Source organism: Streptomyces sp. SM18, assembly GCF_002910775.2.
In the GTDB taxonomy this organism is placed as follows: domain Bacteria; phylum Actinomycetota; class Actinomycetes; order Streptomycetales; family Streptomycetaceae; genus Streptomyces; species Streptomyces halstedii.
This window is the reverse complement of the sequence record NZ_CP029342.1, coordinates 6315118-6330313: the sequence shown is the minus strand read 5'-3', so window position 1 is coordinate 6330313 and position 15196 is coordinate 6315118. Positions and strand designations below refer to the sequence as shown.

The window sequence follows — 15196 nt, the reverse complement described above, 5'->3', positions numbered from 1 at the left end:
TCGGACAGGGCCGAACCCTGCCAGATAGAAACGATTATCATTTCTATAGTTCGCATCGTAGTCACACGACGGGGCCGGGCGCCAGAGCCCCCGGCCCGGCAACGAGAGGCAGAGCCCCATGACCGAGACCCCAACGACCTGGCCCGAAGCCGCATCCGCGCGCTACCGGGCCGCCGGACACTGGCAGGGCGTCACGTTCGGCGCCCGCCTGCGCCACCTGGCCGCCGGCCACCCGGAGCGCGTCGCCGTGGTCGACGGCGACCGCCGGTGGACCTACGCGGACCTGGACGCCGAGGCCGACCGGATCGCCGCCGGGCTGCGCGGGCTGGGCATCGGGCGGGGCGACCGTGTGGTGGTCCAACTCCCCAACCGCGCCGAGTTCGTGCTCGTCTGGTTCGGGCTGCAACGGCTCGGGGCGGTCCCGGTGCACGCCATGCCCGGCCACCGGCGCCGGGAGATCGGCCACCTGGTCCGCGTGGCGGGTGCGGTGGCCTGCGTGGTGCCCGACCGGCACGCCAGGTTCGACCACCGGCGGCTGATGAGCGACGTACGGGCGGAACAGGGGCCGGACGGCCCGCTGCGGCACGTCGTCGTGGTCGGCGACCCCGGCCCGTACGACGGCTTCGTCCCGTTCGAGGCGTTGCGGGGGGACACCGCGCCCGGCACCGGCACCGACGGGGCGGATCCCTCCGGTCTCGCCCTGCTGCTGCTGTCCGGCGGCACCACGGGGCTTCCCAAACTCATCCCGCGGACGCACGACGACTACGCCTACAACGCCCGTGCCTGCGCGGAGGTCTGCGCGCTCGACGCCCGGACGGTGTATCTGGCGGTCCTGCCGCTCGGGTTCAACTTCACCTTCGCGTGTCCCGGTGTGCTGGGCACCCTCATGGCCGGGGGAACCGTCGTGATCGCCCCGGACCCCAGCCCGCAGACGGCGTTCGCCCTCATCGAGCGGGAGCGCGTGACCCTGACCTCGCTGACCCCGCCGCTCGTTCCCCACTGGACGGCCGAAGCCTCCGCCGGTTCCTGGGACCTGGGGAGCCTCGCGGTGGTGCAGGTCGGCGGGGCGCGGCTGCCGGAGGACCAGGCCGGCACGCTGGGGCCGGCGCTCGGGGCGCGCGTGCAACAGGTCTTCGGCATGGCGGAAGGGCTGATCAACCTCACACGCCTCGACGACCCGGAGGAGCTCGTCCGCACCACTCAGGGCCGGCCCGTCTCGGCGGACGACGAGGTCCTCGTGGTGGACGCGGAGGGCGCGCCGGTTCCGGACGGCACGGTGGGCGAGTTGCTCACCCGGGGCCCGTACACCTTGCGCGGCTACTACGGCGCCCAGGCGCACGACCGCCTGGCGTTCACCCCGGACGGCTACTACCGGTCCGGCGATCTGGTACGGCGGCTGCCGACCGGGCACCTCGTGGTGGTGGGGCGGATCAAGGACCAGATCAACCGCGGCGGTGAGAAGATCGCCGCGGTCGAGGTGGAGGAACAGTTGCTGACCCATCCGGCCGTCACCGCGGCGGCCCTGGTCGGTGTGGAGGACGAGCGGTGGGGTGAGCGGTCCGTCGCCTTCGTCGTCTGCGCGGGCGAGGCGCCGGGCACGCGGGAGGTCGCCGCCCATCTGAGGGAGCGTGGACTCGCCGCCTACAAGGCCCCCGACGAGATCGTCCGGGTCCCGGACCTCCCGCTCACCGCGGTCGGCAAGGTGGACAAGGCGGCGCTGGCCCGGATGTCACCTCCGGCGTAGGGCGTGACGAGGGGGAGCGCGGCGACGCGCTCCCCCGGGCGGGGGCGGAAGGGCCGCTCCCCCTGGCGGGGACAGGGCCGCTCCCACCCCCGGCGGGGGCGGAAGGGCCCTGGCCCCTCACCCGTCCGCCCACCGCCGCTCCGGCACGGCGGACAGGGGACGTCCGGCGCAGGCGAGCAGTTCCCGGGTGACGGGGTGTCCGGGGGCCACCAGCACCCGGGCGGCCGGACCGGCCTCGACCACCCGCCCCTCGTCCAGGACGACGACCCGGTCCGCGTGGCGGGCAGCGGCCTCCAGGTCGTGCGTCACCATCACGACCGCCGGTCCCAGGGTCCGCCGCAGCGAGTCCAGCAGATCCAGGACCCCGCTCGCCGTCTCCGGGTCCAGCGCCGAGGTGATCTCGTCGCAGACCAGGACGCGTGGCCGGGCGGCCAGCGTCCGTGCCAGCGCGACGCGTTGACGCTGGCCTCCCGACAACTCCCCCGGCCGGCGCGCCAGTACGCCGGGGCCGAGTCCCACCAGGCCGAGCAGCCGTACGGCTTCGGGCTCCGCTTCCGGGGCCGACAGGCGACCCACGCCCGTGAGGGGCCGCAGAAGCGCGGTGCGTACGGATTCCCGCGGGTTGAGCGCGCCACGCGCGTCCTGCGCGACCAGCTGTACGGGCGCGCCGCCTCCCCGCCCGGCGCCGTCCTCCCGCCACTCGACGCTGCCCCGCGTGGGCCGGTGAAGTCCCGCGAGACAGCGGGCGAGCGTGCTCTTCCCGGAGCCCGAGGGGCCCACCACGGCGGTGCAGCCGCCCGCCGGGGCGGTGAGGGAGATGTCGTGCAGGACGGGAACGCGCCCGTGCGCGGCGCCCAGCCCCCGTACGGACAGCTCTCCCGTGACGACGGGGGTGGCGTTCCTCGGGATCCCCCGGCCGGGGCCCGCTCGCCCGCCCGGCGGTGGCACGCGCGTCGGCGCCTTCGGCCCACCGGCCGGGGCGATCCGGCCTCCCTCCAGCCGGATCACGTCGTCCGCCACGGACGCGATCCACGCCGGGTCGTGACTGACCAGCACCGCGGAGCGGTCCCCGTCCGCCAGGACCTCGGCGAGCAGCCGCCGCATCCCGGCCGCGAGAACCGTGTCCAGGCCGCTGGTGGGCTCGTCCAGGACCAGCAGGCGGGGCGTGCCCGCCAACGCGATCGCGAGAGCGACGCGTTGGGCCTGTCCCCCCGAGAGCTGGCGCGGCAGCCGTCGCCGGAACGCCCGGTCGGCGGGGAGCCGTACGGACAGCAGCAGCTCCTCGACCCGTGCCCGGACGTCGTGCGCGCGCCGCACGGGCGAGCGCAGGCGCACCGCTTCGGCGATCTGCGTACCGATCCGCAGCGCGGGGTTGAGCGACGCGCCGGGGTCCTGGCCCAGGAACGACACGACCCGCCCGCGCAGGCGGCGGGCGCCCGCGCGGTCGAACGGATCGACTCCGGCCACCCGGACGGTCCCGCCCCGGACCTCCAGGCCCGGACGTACGTGCCCGAGCAGGCTGTACGCCAGGCTGCTCTTGCCCGACCCCGACCGGCCCACGATCCCCAGCACCTGCCCACGCTCCACCGACAGTTCGGCGTCACACAGCACCGGCGGGCCGCCGGTCACCGGGCCGAGCGTGAACCCACCGACCCGGGCGAGCGGACCGGTCCCGGACGGGCGGCCGGGCACGTGGACCCCGGTACCGGACGGGCAGCCGGACTCATGGGCCCCGGCCCCGGACGGGCGGCCGGGCTCATGGCCGGTCATGCGGCCCCCCGCCCCACCATGTCCGCCAGCCGTCCGGCCAGCAGACCGACACAGACGGACAGCAGCACGAGCAGCAGGGCGGGAGCGAGGAACGGCGTGGCGGCCAGCGTCGCCCCGGGGACGTTCTCGCTCACCATGCGCCCCCAGTCCGGCGCCGCCCCGCCCTGTCCGAGCCCGAGGAAGCCCGCGGTGGCGGTGAGATGCAGGGAGGCGACCAGGCGCAGCGCGGTGTCCACCAGGGCCGGTCCGGCGATGTTGGGCAGCACGTCATGGCGCAGTACGGCCCGCCGGGTGTCGCCACGGGCCACGGCTGCCTCCACGTATCCGCTGGTCAGGACCGTGTCCGCCGCGGCGCGCAGCACCCTGGTGGAGAAGGGGGCGGTGGCCAGGCCGACCGCCGCCACGACGGCCGTGTCGCTGCCGGGGAAACCGGCGGCCAGGACGAGGACGATCAGGAGGGCCGGGAGCGCGGCCAGCGCGTCGACGCAGCGCACCATCAGGTCGCCCAGCCGGCGGGAGACCATGGCCGCCAGGACACCGGCGGTCATCCCGACCGCACCGGCGACCGCTGTGCCCGCGAGCGCGGTGAGCACGATGGTCCGGCCGCCGCCGAGCACCCGGCTCGCCACGTCCCTGCCGAGCACGTCGGTGCCGAGGAGGAAGTGCCCGTCCGGCTGCTGGAAGGGTGCCGCGAGCTGAGCGGTGGGGCTGTGCGGGGCGGCCCACGGGCCCAGCAGGGCGAACAGGACGACGAGCAGTGTGCCGGTGCCGATGAGCAGGGGCGGCCGGTGGCGTGGCGCGTGCTGTCCGGCGGGACGACCCCGTCGCGGCGCTGTCAGGACCGTGGTCATCGGCCGTGCCTCTCCCGCGCGCCGAGCGCCCGCGCACCGATGTCACCCAGCAGGAGCACCGCGAGCATCACCGCGACGAGGGTGGTGGCGATGCCCTGGACCATCGGTATGTCCCGTGCGGCGACGGCCAGTTGCAGTTCCCGGCCGATGCCCGGGTAGTCGAAGACGTTCTCCACCACCACTGCGGAGCCGACCAGTGCCCCGGTGGTGAGGGTGAGCGCCTGCACGGCGGGCCCGGCGGCGTTGGGAAGGATGTGGCGGGCCGCGAGCCGTGTCCCGCGTACACCGTTGAGCCGTGCCGCTTCGCAGTACGGGGTGGCCGCCGCGTCCGCGACGGAGACGCGCAGCAGCCGGGTGGCGACGGTGAGGCCGACCGCGCTGAGCGTCAGCACGGGCAGGACCAGGGCGCGCGGCACGTCCAGCGGGGTGCCGCCCAAGGGGACGAGGGAGACGCGCGGGAAGGCCTCCAGCCACACCGCGAGCACCGCGACGAGCAGTGCGGCGATGACGAACTCCGGTAGGGCCGCGATGACTTGGGCGCCCGTGGAGACCAGCCGGTCGGCGCCGCCGCCGCGCAGCCCGGTCCACAGACCGAGCAGCGTGGCGAGCGGCACCGTGACCGCGAGGGTCAGCCCCGCGAGCAGCAGGCTGTTGGGCAGGCGGGTGGCGACGACCTCGGCGACCGGCCGGTCCCCGACGAAGCCGCTGCCCAGATCCCCTCGGACGGCACCGGACACCCAGGACACGTACCGCTCGGCGGCGGACCGGTCCAGCCCGAGTCCGGCCCGGACGTCGGCGCGTTGCGCCTCGGAGGCGTCCACCCCGGTGACCGCGCTGACGGCGTCACCCGGGAGGACGGCCGTGGCGGCGAAGATCACGCCCGACAGCAGCACCAGCAGGACGGCCGCCCCCGCGAGGCGACGGCCGGCGAAGGCGATCACGCTCACCCCAGGGACGCCTGGGAGAAGCCGGGGAACTGTTCGAAGAGGTCGTCGCCGATCCCGCCGACGCCGTCGGCCTGGGCGTTCAGGTTCGGCTTGAAGACCGGCAGCACCTGGTTGCCCTCCTCCCAGCGGGTGCGCTGCGCCCGCGTGCCCAGCTTCTTCGCCTCGGCCCGGTCGCTCTCGGCGCGGGCCTTCGCCACCAAAGCGTCGGTCTCCGTCTGCTTCCAGCCGAACGCCGAAGGCGATCCGCCCGCCGTGTTCATCTGGTAGGTGGACAGCGCGGGGATGGGCATCTGGTACGAACCGGCCAGCGGCAGCGCCGCGTAGGCGGCGAAGTCGGCGTAGAGCTGGCCCGCGGGCAGTTCACGGACCGAGGCCCGGACACCGGCCTTCTTCAGGTCCTCGGCGAAGAGGGTGGCCGTCTCCACCATGCCCGGTGTCTCGGGACCGGTCGTCAGCTGGATCCTCATCCCGTCCGCGCCGGCCTCCTTGAGGAGCGTGCGGGCCCGCTCCGGGTCGTGGGCGCGCCGGGGCAGATCCTCGGCGTAGTCCGGGAAGCCCATGGACGGCAGGTCGTTGCCGGTCTCGGCGTTTCCGTAGAACACCGTCTTCACCATGGCCTCCCGGTCCACCGCGAGCTTGAACGCCTCCCTCACCCGCGGGTCGCCGAACGGCTCGGCGTTCATGTTCATCTGGAAGGAGAGCCCGACCAGGTAGGGGCTCTTCGTCGGGACGAGGCGGACCCGCGTGTCGTCCGCGAGGGTGCGCGCGGTGACCGGGGAGAGGTCGTGGGCGAAGTCGATCTCCCCACTCGTGAGCGCCCCGGCCCTGGCGGTCGAGTCGGCGATCGACCGCAGCTCCAGGCCGTCCAGGTGGGGCACGTGACCGTAGTGGTCGTCGTAGCGTTCGAAGGACGATCCCTGGCCGGCCGTGAACCCGGTCAGCCGGAAGGGACCACAACTGGGCATGTCCGCACGGAAGTTCCTGGTGCCGTCCTTGACGACCAGGAAGTTGCCCTGACAGAGGATCATGCGGCCGTCGGCGATGGGCCGGAGGGTGGGCAGTACCACCTTCAGGTCACCGTCGGCCTTGGCGCGCGCGAGGTCGAAGTTCGCGGCGGCGAGCCGGTACACCGGCAGAGTGCTCTTGGCCGCGAGGGCGCCGAGCGAGTGCAGGATGTCGGCGGAGGTCAGTTCGGAGCCGTCGGTGAAGCGGACGCCCGGCCGCACGTGCAGCGTGTAGGCCGACAGGTCGTCGGAGACGTCGATCCCCTTGAGCACGCCGTAGCGCACCCCGTCGGGCCCTTCGGGATCGAGGTTGCCCAGGGTGCCGTGCCAGGCACGGGCGCGCACCAGGTCCAGTGCCGAGGGGCCCTTGAAGAAGTCGAGCGTCTCGGAGGCACCTCCTCCGACGAACGCGGCCCGCAGGGTGCCGCCCGAGCGGGGCGAGGAACCCGCCCCCGGCTCGCGTCCGGAGTGCGGCTCGTCGGTGGCACAGGCCGCCAGCAGGCCGGGCCCCACCGCCAGAGCCGCGGCTCCGGCCGCACCGCGGCGGAGGAAGGCACGGCGGTCGAACTGTCTGGACATGTCTCTCCTTGACGTTCTGCTGAGCTGAACCGCGCGCCGGGGGAATTCCACGGCGCGCGCGACGAGGCCGTCGCGAGGGCGGGCGTCCGGTGCACGACGGGTGGGCGCACCGGGGAGCCGCGCCGCCGCCGGCCCCGACCCGCGGGGCTACCGCAGGTCGAGAGCGCCGGACGGGCACGCCCACACGGCCTGGCGCACGGCGTCCGACTGGGACACCGGCGGCTCCTCGTCGAGGACGCGTACGCGTCCGTCCTCCTCGTCCTGGTCGAAGACGGCCGGCGCGGCGAGCACGCACTGCCCCGCCCCCACGCACCTGTCCCGGCGCGCGCCGACCCTCCCGGCACCGGACGCCCGGCCTTCCGAGGTCATGACGATCCCTCCCCTACCGCCGCACACACGGCCTCCGATGCGACGATCAGACAGTAATCGATAACGACATCCATATTCAACAAGGAGGGACGAAGGAGTCCGGGCGCGGGGAAACGACGACGCCCGGGACACCGAAGCGTCCCGGGCGATCTGTCCGGATGGGGCGGCGCCCCTGATACCGGCGGCCCCGTACGCAGGCCGGGGCCGGCCGTTCCGTCCTCGGTCAGGGGGCCGCCGAGGACACCACGTAGACCACCGGGGCCGCCGGGTCGGTCATGTTGACGGTGATGTCCTGGGTCGGGCGGGGGCCCTCGTTCCGGTGGACGGTGCCCGCCCAGTCGACGCCGGGCCCGAAGAACCAGCCGGTGATCTTGATGTCCCGTTCGCCGATGGTGACCCGGCCCGTCTCCAGGGCGGCCCGGCCGGTGCCGACACCGCTCAGGAACCGGTCCAGCCCCGCGGAGGTCGTACGGAACTTCAGGTACATCCGGCTGACTTTCCAGTTGTTCGTCTCGTAGTACTGGACGCCCACCGCGTTGCCCGGCACCGGCAGCTCGAAGATCCTGCGCTGCATCCCGGACGGCCAGTCCTCGCGCAGTCCCTGGGCCGAGGCCTCGGCCTCCTTGTCCATCCCGGAACGGCGGCTCTGCGACGCGGAGATCACCAGGTAGCCGGCCGGGATGCCGATGAGCAGCACGATGATGGTGAGGGTGATCAGCCGCCGCCGGAAGACCCGGCGCCGGTCCTCGGGGGGCGTTCCGTCACCTCCGGAGGAGCCGCCCGAGGATCCGCCGGAGGAGCCGCCGGACGACCCGCCGGACGGGCCCCCGGAAGAGCCCTCGGAAGCCCCGCCGGACGCACCCCCCGCGGACCTGCCGGGCGCGCGCCCGGTGGCGTTCCGGGGCTTGCCGTCGAAGGCGGCCCCCTCGTCACCGCCCGGCTGCGGACATCCTGAGGACGGGGGCTGGCACGGCACGACGTGGTGCCCGGCTGCGGCGGTCATGGTCGGTTACCCCTCGGAGCTGCGGTGCGAAGTACGGATGGCCGGTGGACGGCGTACGGAGGGCCGGGGTGGACGGCGGCGGCTCAGTCCGCGGTGCGGGTGCCGCCGCGTGAGTTGCGCAGGGTACTGGCGGCCTGGTCGTAGATCTGCGCGTAGCGCTCGTACCGCTCGACCCGGCGGCGGTTGGTCCGGCGGAATCTCCGGGCGACCAGGCGGGCCAGGTCGGCGGCGCCGACCATGCCGGCCTCCGGGCCGAGCTGGGCCTTGGCGATCCGGGCCTCGGGGCGGTAGCCGCGGCCGGTGAGCTGGCGTTTGAAGGCGTCGCGGGCCGGGCCGATCAGCAGGTCGTCGGCCGCGCTGACACCGCCGCCGATGACGAAGCACGAGGGGTCCAGCGCGGCGGCGAGGTTGGCGATGCCGACGCCGAGCCACTGTCCGATGTCCTGGAGGAGTTCGACGCACATCGCGTCGCCCTCCCGGGCCAGCTCGGTGATGAGCGGGCCGGTGATGTCCGGGATGTTGCCCTTGACGCGCTCGATGATGCCGTGGGCCACCGGGGAGTCGGCGGCGGCCAGCTCCTTGGCCTCGCGCACCAGGGCGTTGCCGGAGCTGTACTGCTCCCAGCAGCCCCGGTTGCCGCACGGGCAGCGGTGCCCGCCCGGCACCACCTGCATATGGCCGAACTCACCGGCCACGCCGTACCTGCCGCGCTTGACGTGCCCGCCCTCCAGGATCGCGCCGCCGATGCCGGTGCCCAGCGTGATCATGACGAGGTGGTCCTCGCCGCGTCCGGCGCCGAAACGCCATTCCGCCCAGGCGGCCGTGTTGGCGTCGTTGTCGACCATGACGGGGACGACGAGGCGGGAGGCGAGGGCGTCGCGCAGGGGCTCGTCGCGCCAGGCCAGGTGCGGGGCGAACAGCACCTTGGAGCGGTCGGCGTCCACCCAGCCCGCGGCGCCGATGCCGACGGCGTGCACGTCGTGCCGGTCGGAGAGGTCCAAGACCAGTTCGACGATGGTGTCCTCGACGACTTTGGGGCTCTTGGACTTGTCCGGCGTCTCGGCGCGCAGGGTCTCCAGGATGGTGCCGTCGGCGTCGACGACACCGGCCATCACCTTGGTACCGCCGATGTCGATGCCGACGGTGGGGACCCGGGGTGCCGTGAGGTGGGAGCGCCGCTCCCTGGTTCCGACGGTCCGCAGGACGGTGGCGCGGGCGGAGCCGCGGTGGGTGAAGTCGCGGTACGTGCTCATCGTCCCTGGGGCGTATCGGGGAGCCGGGAAGGGGGTCTTCCGGCGGCGGACGGCGTCCGCCGTGCTCGATTCTGCCACTCCCGCGCCCCTGGATCCGGTGGACGGTCCAGGGGACACGGTGGCGGGAGGTGGTCTACGGGGTGTCCCCGGCGGCCGGGGAGCCGCCGGGGCGGTCCGGGGAGGGAGCCCGCTCCAGCTCGTGGCTGAGCTCCTCCAGCTCGCTGCCGCCCGCCATCTGACGGGTCAGCTCGTCCAGGGTGACGTCGCCCTTGGTGTGGCTGCCGGACATCGCGCCGCGCTTGAGGAGTACGAAGCGGTCACCGACGAGATACGCGTGGTGCGGGTTGTGCGTGATGAGGACCACGCCGAGTCCGGCGTCCCGGGCGGCCGCGACGTACTTGAGCACGACGCCGGACTGCTTGACGCCGAGCGCCGCCGTCGGCTCGTCCAGGACGAGGACCTTGGCGCCGAAGTACACCGCGCGGGCGATGGCCACGCACTGGCGCTCACCGCCGGACAGGGTGCCGATCGGCTGGTCGACGTCGCGCAGGTCGATGCCCATGCGCAGCAGTTCCGCGCGGGTGGCCTCGCGCATCAGCGCCACGTCGAGGCGCTTGAAGGGGCCCGCCCCCTTCGTCGGCTCGGAGCCGAGGAAGAAGTTGCGCCAGACCGGCATCAGCGGGACGACGGCCAGGTCCTGGTAGACGGTGGCGATGCCCCGGTCCAGGGCGTCGCGCGGGTTGGCGAGGACGGTCTCCTCGCCCTCCACCCGGAAGGTACCGGAGTCGTGCCGGTGCAGACCCGAGATGATCTTGATGAGGGTGGACTTGCCGGCGCCGTTGTCGCCGAGGACACAGGAGATCTCCCCGGCGTGGACCACCAGCGAGACGTCCTGGAGCGCCTTGATGTTGCCGTAGAACTTGCTGACCCGGTCGAGCTCGACGAGTGCCCGGTGGTCCGGCGCCGCGTCCTTCGGGGACGTGTTCCGGGGCTCCGGCTCCCGGGGGGCCTGGGCGGCCGTCATGTCGTCGCCTCCGCGCGCTTGCGTACCCATGCGTTGAGCAGGGTGGCCAGGAGCAGCATCGCTCCCAGGAAGAACTTGAACCAGTCGGGGTTCCACTCCGCGTACACGATGCCCTTGCTGGTCATGCCGAAGATGATCGCGCCGACCGCGGCCCCGATCGCGGAACCGTAACCGCCGGTGATCAGGCAGCCGCCGATGACGGCCGCGATGATGTACGTCAGCTCGTTGCCGACGCCCTCGCCCGACTGCACCACGTCGTACGAGAACAGCAGGTGCTGTCCGGAGACCCAGGCGGCGAAGGCCACGCCGAGGTAGAGGCCGATCTTGGTGCGGATGACCGGGACGCCGACCGCGCGGGCCGCGTCGGCCTCGCCGCCCACGGCGAAGATCCAGTTGCCGAAGCGGGTGCGGATCAGGATCCAGGTGGCGACGGCGACCAGGGCCGCCCACCACAGGATGGTGACCTTCAGCTCGACACCCCCGACGGTGAGGTAGGAGGCGAAGACCTTGCGGGCGGACGCGAAGCCCTCCATGTCCCCGATGCCCTTGGTCGACACGGTGCCGCTGATCAGCTTGGTGAAGCCCAGGTTCAGCCCGGTCAGCATCAGGAAGGTGCCGAGCGTGATGATGAAGCTCGGCAGCCTGGTGCGCGTCAGCATGAAGCCGTTGAACGCACCGAACCCGAGGGTGACCAGCAGCGACACGAAGACGCCGACCCAGACGTTGGCGGTCATCTGGTAGCTGAACATCGAGGAGACGAGCGCGGAGCTGGTCACCATCACACCGGCGGACAGGTCGAACTCGCCGCCGATCATCAGCAGCGCGACCGGCGCCGCCATGATCCCGATGGTGGAGGCCGCGTAGAGCACCGTGCCGATGCTGGACGTCTGGAGGAAGCTGTCGGCGACGAGCGCGAAGAAGACGAACACCGCCACCGCCCCGACGACCGAGCCCAGCTCGGGGCGGCCGAGGAGCTTGCGCAGCGGTGAGGTGCGCAGCAGTCGCTCGTCGGCCCCGGGCGGGGCCGGTGCCGGTGGGGCCCCCGTCATCGGGTGCCCCGGTTCGTGTACTCGGCCAGCTCGTCCGCGTCGTCGGCGGTGATGATCTGCGGGCCGGTCAGTACGGGGCGGCCGCCGCCGAGCACGTTCTGGTTGAAGCGGTGGAGCCAGAGCAGGTCCACGGCCTCGTACCCCTGGAGGTAGGGCTGCTGGTCGACGGCGAAGCCCAGGCTCTTGTTCGCCAGGCCGGTGGCCACGCTCGCGTTGAGGTCGAAGGTGTCGATCTCGGCCTTGCTGCCCGCGGTCTGCTTGGCCTTGACGGCGGCGGCTGCGAAGGGCGCGCCCAGCGTGAGGACCGCGTCGATGCTCCTGTCGGAGTCGAGCTTGGCCTCGATGGAGGCCTGGACGTCGGGCATGTTGGTGCCGTCGACGTAGAGGTTCTGGAGGGTCCCGTCGAAGGTCTTCTTCGCTCCGGCGCAGCGCTGCTCGTGGCCGACGTTGCCCTGTTCGTGCAGGACGCAGAGCACCTTCTTGTGTCCCCGGGCGTCGAGCTCGTCGCCCACGGCCTCACCGGCGATCGACTCGTCCTGGCCGATGTGGGTGAGCGCGCCGAACTGCTTGGACTCGGCCGATCCGGAGTTCACCGTGATCACGGGGATGCCGGCCTTGACCGCCTTGGCGACGACGGCCTTCATCGAGTCGGGCTTGGCCAGCGAGACGATCAGGCCGTCGACCTTCTTGTCGATGGCGGTCTGGACGAGCTCGGCCTGCTGCTGGCCCTCGTCGTTGTGCGTGTAGAGGAAGTTGATGTTGTCCTTGTCGGCCGCCTGCTGGGCGCCCTTCTGGACGATGTCCCAGAAGGTGTCGCCGTCGCCCGAGTGGGTGACCATGGCGAACGTCCAGCGGGGTGTGTTCACCGCGGAACGCCCCGCGGAGGCCTCCTTGGCGGCGCGTTCTTCCGCCCGCTTGCCGCCGGTGCTGCTGCATCCCATGAGGGAGACTCCCAGCACCGCCGCGAGCACGGCGCCCATCGCGCGTACCCCTGTCCGAACCCTTGCCACGACGCCGTGCCCTTCTTGTGCTGCTCGCTGTGCTGCCTGGTGGGCCGGGGAGAGCGGACTCCCGGGCCCGGCCGCCCAAGTATCCCCGAGCCCGGTACCGCGCTGCCCGGCAGGGGCGCGGCGGTGGCTCCGGGCACGCCGGTGGCCTGCCGTGGCCGGGCCGTGGGAGTGCGGCTGAGGGAGTTCTAGCCGTCTTACATGACCGCGTCAATACTCGGCGGTACGGGGGAGGGGGCGGGCAGGTACGCAAGCGGACGGCCCGGGACGGAACCGGCTCGGGGCCGGCGGGCTCAGGGACGGGCCAGGAGCTGGAACTCGAAGGCGTACCGGGAGGCCGGGTAGACATGGCAGCCCAGCTCGACCGCCCGGCCGCCCGCGTCGAAGGTGGTCCGCTCCATCGTCAGCAGCGGCGCCCCCCGGGGCTCGGCGAGCAGGCGGGCCTCCTCGCCCTCCGCCGCCCGCGCGCCGACGGACTGGCGGGCGCTGTGCAGGGTGATACCGGCCGAGCGCATCATCCGGTACAGCCCGGTCGCCTCCAGCCGGGCGGTGTCCAGGTCGAGCAGTCCCGGGGGCAGGTGGTTGCGGAGGAGGGCCAGGGGCTCGTCCCGCGCGAGGCGCAGCCGTTCGACGACGTGGACCTCGCTGCCCTCCGCGACCCCGAGCGCGGCGGCGACCGGGGCGGTGGCGGCCTCGACCGTGTTGCGCAGGACGCGGGTGGCCGGGCGGCGGTCGGCGGCCTCCAGGTCGTCGTAGAGGCTGCTCAGTTCGAGCGGGCGCTTGACGCGGCTGTGCACGACCTGGGTGCCGACCCCGCGCCGGCGCACCAGCATCCCCTTGTCCACGAGTGACTGGATCGCCTGGCGGACGGTCGGCCGGGAGAGCCCGAGGCGCGCGGCAAGCTCCAGCTCGTTGCCGAGGAGGCTGCCGGGGGCGAGACGGCCCTGCTCGACGGCCGCCTGGAGCTGCTGGGCGAGCTGGTGGTGGAGCGGTACGGGGCTGGTGCGGTCCACACCCAGCCCCAGCGCGGCGGGGTCGGCGGTGGGTTTGGGCACGGACGGGAGCGTACCGCGTGCCGTCGCACCGCACCCGGCTTTTTGTCAGGACATATAGTTGACAGTGCGCCGGGCGGGCGGCACGTTGAGTGCATGCGTATCGGACTCATCGGCACCGGCCGGATCGGTTCCTTCCACGCGGGCGTTCTCGGCCGCCACCCGGGCGTCGGTTCCCTGGTGGTGACGGACCCCGACGCGGGCCGGGCGGCCCGCGTCGCGGAGCGCGCCGGAGCCAGGGCGCTCGCCTCGGTCGAAGACGTCCTGTCCGCCGGGGTGGACGCCGTGGTCATCACCTCGGCCACCTCGGCACACGCGGACCTCATCCGCCGGGCGGCGCGGGCCGGGCTGCCCGCCTTCTGCGAGAAGCCGATCGCCCTGGACCTGGCGGGGACCCTGGACGCGCTGGCCGAGGTGGAGCGGGCGGGCAGCGTCCTCCAGCTCGGGTTCATGCGCCGCTTCGACGCGGGGTACACGGCGGCGCGGACGGCCGTGCGCGAGGGATCGCTGGGCCGGCTGCACACCGTACGGACCGTCACCTCCGACCCCGCTCCCCCGCCGGCCGCCTATCTCCCGTCCTCCGGCGGCCTGTTCCGGGACTGCCTGGTGCACGACTTCGACATTCTGCGGTGGGTGACGGGCCGTGAGGTGGCGGAGGTGTACGCGACCGGCACGGACGGCGGTCTGTCCGCGTTCCGCGAGGCGGGTGACGTGGCGACGGCGGCGGCCCTGCTGACCCTGGACGACGGCACGGCGGTGACGGCGACGGCCACCCGGTGCAACGGCGCCGGGTACGACGTCCGCATGGAACTGGCGGGCGAGCTGGACCAGTTCGCGGTCGGCCTGGACGACCGTACGCCGATCACCTCGGTGGAACCGGAGGGCCCGCCCGCGCCCGCCAAGCCCTGGCCGGGCTTCCTGGAGCGCTTCGCCCCGGCGTACGAGGCGGAGCTGGACGCGTTCCTCCGGGTGGTACGCGGCGAACTGGCGAACCCCTGCGACGGCCGGGAGGCCCTGCACGCGCTGCGTGTGGCGGAGGCCTGCGAGCGTTCACGCGCGGAGCGCAGGCCGGTGCGGCCGGCCGAGATCGCCGGGGGCTGACCGCCGTCCGGCTCAGGCCGCGCGGGCGGAGAGCACCGTCCCCTGGGCCACCGCGCACAGGGTCTCGGTGCCCTCCTCGTCCACGGTGTACAGGTCGCAGCGGGCGACGGCCTGCCTGCGGCCGGTGTGGACGACGACCGCGCGGGCGCTCAGGGTCCGGCCGGTGGCGGGCCGGATGTACTGGATGGAGAAGCCGCCGGTGAGCACGGCGGGCCCGAGGGTGGTCCCGGCGGCGAAGGTGAGGGCGTTGTCGGCGGCGTACGCCAGCACACCGCCGTGCAGGAAGCCGTTCTGCTGCCGCAGTTCCTCGCGTACGCCGATCTCCAGGGTGGCGGCACCACCGCCGAACGCGGTGAGCCGGGCACCGAGGAGCACACTGAACGGCTGGCTGTCGAGGACCTGTTGGGCCGCCTGGAGGGAGAGTTCCGTCATGGCGGTCTTCC

14 protein-coding genes are annotated in these 15196 nt (G+C 73.4%); 2 read left to right on the top strand and 12 right to left on the bottom strand.

Features of this window, described 5'->3' with window-relative positions; all coding sequences use genetic code 11:
* Positions 1–118 precede the first annotated feature (118 nt).
* Positions 119–1744 carry a (2,3-dihydroxybenzoyl)adenylate synthase gene (locus B9S64_RS28170; RefSeq protein WP_103493117.1) on the top strand — a complete coding sequence of 542 codons (1626 nt, stop codon included), beginning with the start codon at positions 119–121 and terminating at the stop codon, positions 1742–1744.
* 117 nt (positions 1745–1861) lie between these two features.
* Here the strand turns inward: B9S64_RS28170 and B9S64_RS28165 are convergent, their stop codons facing one another.
* The 11 genes from B9S64_RS28165 to B9S64_RS28115 form a co-directional block, all read right to left on the bottom strand.
* The gene (locus B9S64_RS28165) at positions 1862–3514 is read right to left on the bottom strand and encodes an ABC transporter ATP-binding protein (RefSeq protein WP_103493118.1); all 1653 of its coding nucleotides are present in this window, start codon (positions 3512–3514) and stop codon (positions 1862–1864) included.
* Positions 3511–4365 carry an ABC transporter permease gene (locus B9S64_RS28160; protein ID WP_103493119.1) on the bottom strand — a complete coding sequence of 285 codons (855 nt, stop codon included), beginning with the start codon at positions 4363–4365 and terminating at the stop codon, positions 3511–3513. The genes B9S64_RS28165 and B9S64_RS28160 overlap by 4 nt, the downstream gene beginning before the upstream one ends.
* Positions 4362–5312 carry an ABC transporter permease gene (locus B9S64_RS28155; RefSeq protein WP_103493120.1) on the bottom strand — a complete coding sequence of 317 codons (951 nt, stop codon included), beginning with the start codon at positions 5310–5312 and terminating at the stop codon, positions 4362–4364. Before B9S64_RS28155 ends, B9S64_RS28160 begins: the two co-directional genes overlap by 4 nt.
* Complete coding sequence (locus B9S64_RS28150) at positions 5309–6895, bottom strand: ABC transporter substrate-binding protein (protein ID WP_103505289.1); 1587 nt, start codon at positions 6893–6895, stop codon at positions 5309–5311. The genes B9S64_RS28155 and B9S64_RS28150 overlap by 4 nt, the downstream gene beginning before the upstream one ends.
* Before the next feature lie 147 nt (positions 6896–7042).
* A complete protein-coding gene (locus tag B9S64_RS28145) occupies positions 7043–7264 on the bottom strand; it encodes a ferredoxin (RefSeq protein ID WP_103492496.1) in 222 nt (73 codons plus the stop codon).
* A 223-nt stretch (positions 7265–7487) separates the two neighbouring features.
* Positions 7488–7982, bottom strand: a complete 495-nt coding sequence (locus B9S64_RS35265) for a hypothetical protein (protein ID WP_103492497.1) — start codon at positions 7980–7982, stop codon at positions 7488–7490.
* A gap of 368 nt (positions 7983–8350) precedes the next feature.
* Complete coding sequence (locus tag B9S64_RS28135) at positions 8351–9520, bottom strand: ROK family glucokinase (RefSeq protein ID WP_028443049.1); 1170 nt, start codon at positions 9518–9520, stop codon at positions 8351–8353.
* Positions 9521–9653: 133 nt separating this feature from the next.
* The gene (locus B9S64_RS28130; RefSeq protein ID WP_103492495.1) at positions 9654–10544 is read right to left on the bottom strand and encodes an ATP-binding cassette domain-containing protein; all 891 of its coding nucleotides are present in this window, start codon (positions 10542–10544) and stop codon (positions 9654–9656) included.
* Positions 10541–11593, bottom strand: coding sequence for an ABC transporter permease (locus B9S64_RS28125; RefSeq protein WP_103492494.1), 1053 nt, complete (start codon positions 11591–11593; stop codon positions 10541–10543). Before B9S64_RS28125 ends, B9S64_RS28130 begins: the two co-directional genes overlap by 4 nt.
* A complete protein-coding gene (locus B9S64_RS28120) occupies positions 11590–12573 on the bottom strand; it encodes a substrate-binding domain-containing protein (RefSeq protein WP_103492493.1) in 984 nt (327 codons plus the stop codon). Before B9S64_RS28120 ends, B9S64_RS28125 begins: the two co-directional genes overlap by 4 nt.
* Positions 12574–12893: 320 nt before the next feature.
* Entirely contained in the window at positions 12894–13655 is a 762-nt protein-coding gene (locus B9S64_RS28115; protein ID WP_103492492.1) for a GntR family transcriptional regulator, read from the bottom strand.
* A gap of 93 nt (positions 13656–13748) precedes the next feature.
* Here B9S64_RS28115 and B9S64_RS28110 point away from each other — a divergent pair, with 93 nt between their 5' ends.
* Positions 13749–14753, top strand: coding sequence for a Gfo/Idh/MocA family oxidoreductase (locus B9S64_RS28110; RefSeq protein WP_103492491.1), 1005 nt, complete (start codon positions 13749–13751; stop codon positions 14751–14753).
* A 12-nt stretch (positions 14754–14765) separates the two neighbouring features.
* On the opposite strand, the gene B9S64_RS28105 is transcribed toward B9S64_RS28110, so the two are convergent.
* Positions 14766–15185, bottom strand: coding sequence for a PaaI family thioesterase (locus tag B9S64_RS28105; RefSeq protein WP_103492490.1), 420 nt, complete (start codon positions 15183–15185; stop codon positions 14766–14768).
* Positions 15186–15196: the final 11 nt, after the last annotated feature.

Coding starts and splice junctions, on each gene's coding strand:
- B9S64_RS28170 (WP_103493117.1), top strand. CDS start 119: ATGACCGAGACCCCAACGACCTGGCCCGAAGCCGCATCCGCGCGCTAC.
- B9S64_RS28165 (WP_103493118.1), bottom strand. CDS start 3,514: ATGACCGGCCATGAGCCCGGCCGCCCGTCCGGGGCCGGGGCCCATGAG.
- B9S64_RS28160 (WP_103493119.1), bottom strand. CDS start 4,365: ATGACCACGGTCCTGACAGCGCCGCGACGGGGTCGTCCCGCCGGACAG.
- B9S64_RS28150 (WP_103505289.1), bottom strand. CDS start 6,895: ATGTCCAGACAGTTCGACCGCCGTGCCTTCCTCCGCCGCGGTGCGGCC.
- B9S64_RS28145 (WP_103492496.1), bottom strand. CDS start 7,264: ATGACCTCGGAAGGCCGGGCGTCCGGTGCCGGGAGGGTCGGCGCGCGC.
- B9S64_RS28135 (WP_028443049.1), bottom strand. CDS start 9,520: ATGAGCACGTACCGCGACTTCACCCACCGCGGCTCCGCCCGCGCCACC.
- B9S64_RS28130 (WP_103492495.1), bottom strand. CDS start 10,544: ATGACGGCCGCCCAGGCCCCCCGGGAGCCGGAGCCCCGGAACACGTCC.
- B9S64_RS28125 (WP_103492494.1), bottom strand. CDS start 11,593: ATGACGGGGGCCCCACCGGCACCGGCCCCGCCCGGGGCCGACGAGCGA.
- B9S64_RS28120 (WP_103492493.1), bottom strand. CDS start 12,573: ATGGGCGCCGTGCTCGCGGCGGTGCTGGGAGTCTCCCTCATGGGATGC.
- B9S64_RS28110 (WP_103492491.1), top strand. CDS start 13,749: ATGCGTATCGGACTCATCGGCACCGGCCGGATCGGTTCCTTCCACGCG.
- B9S64_RS28105 (WP_103492490.1), bottom strand. CDS start 15,185: ATGACGGAACTCTCCCTCCAGGCGGCCCAACAGGTCCTCGACAGCCAG.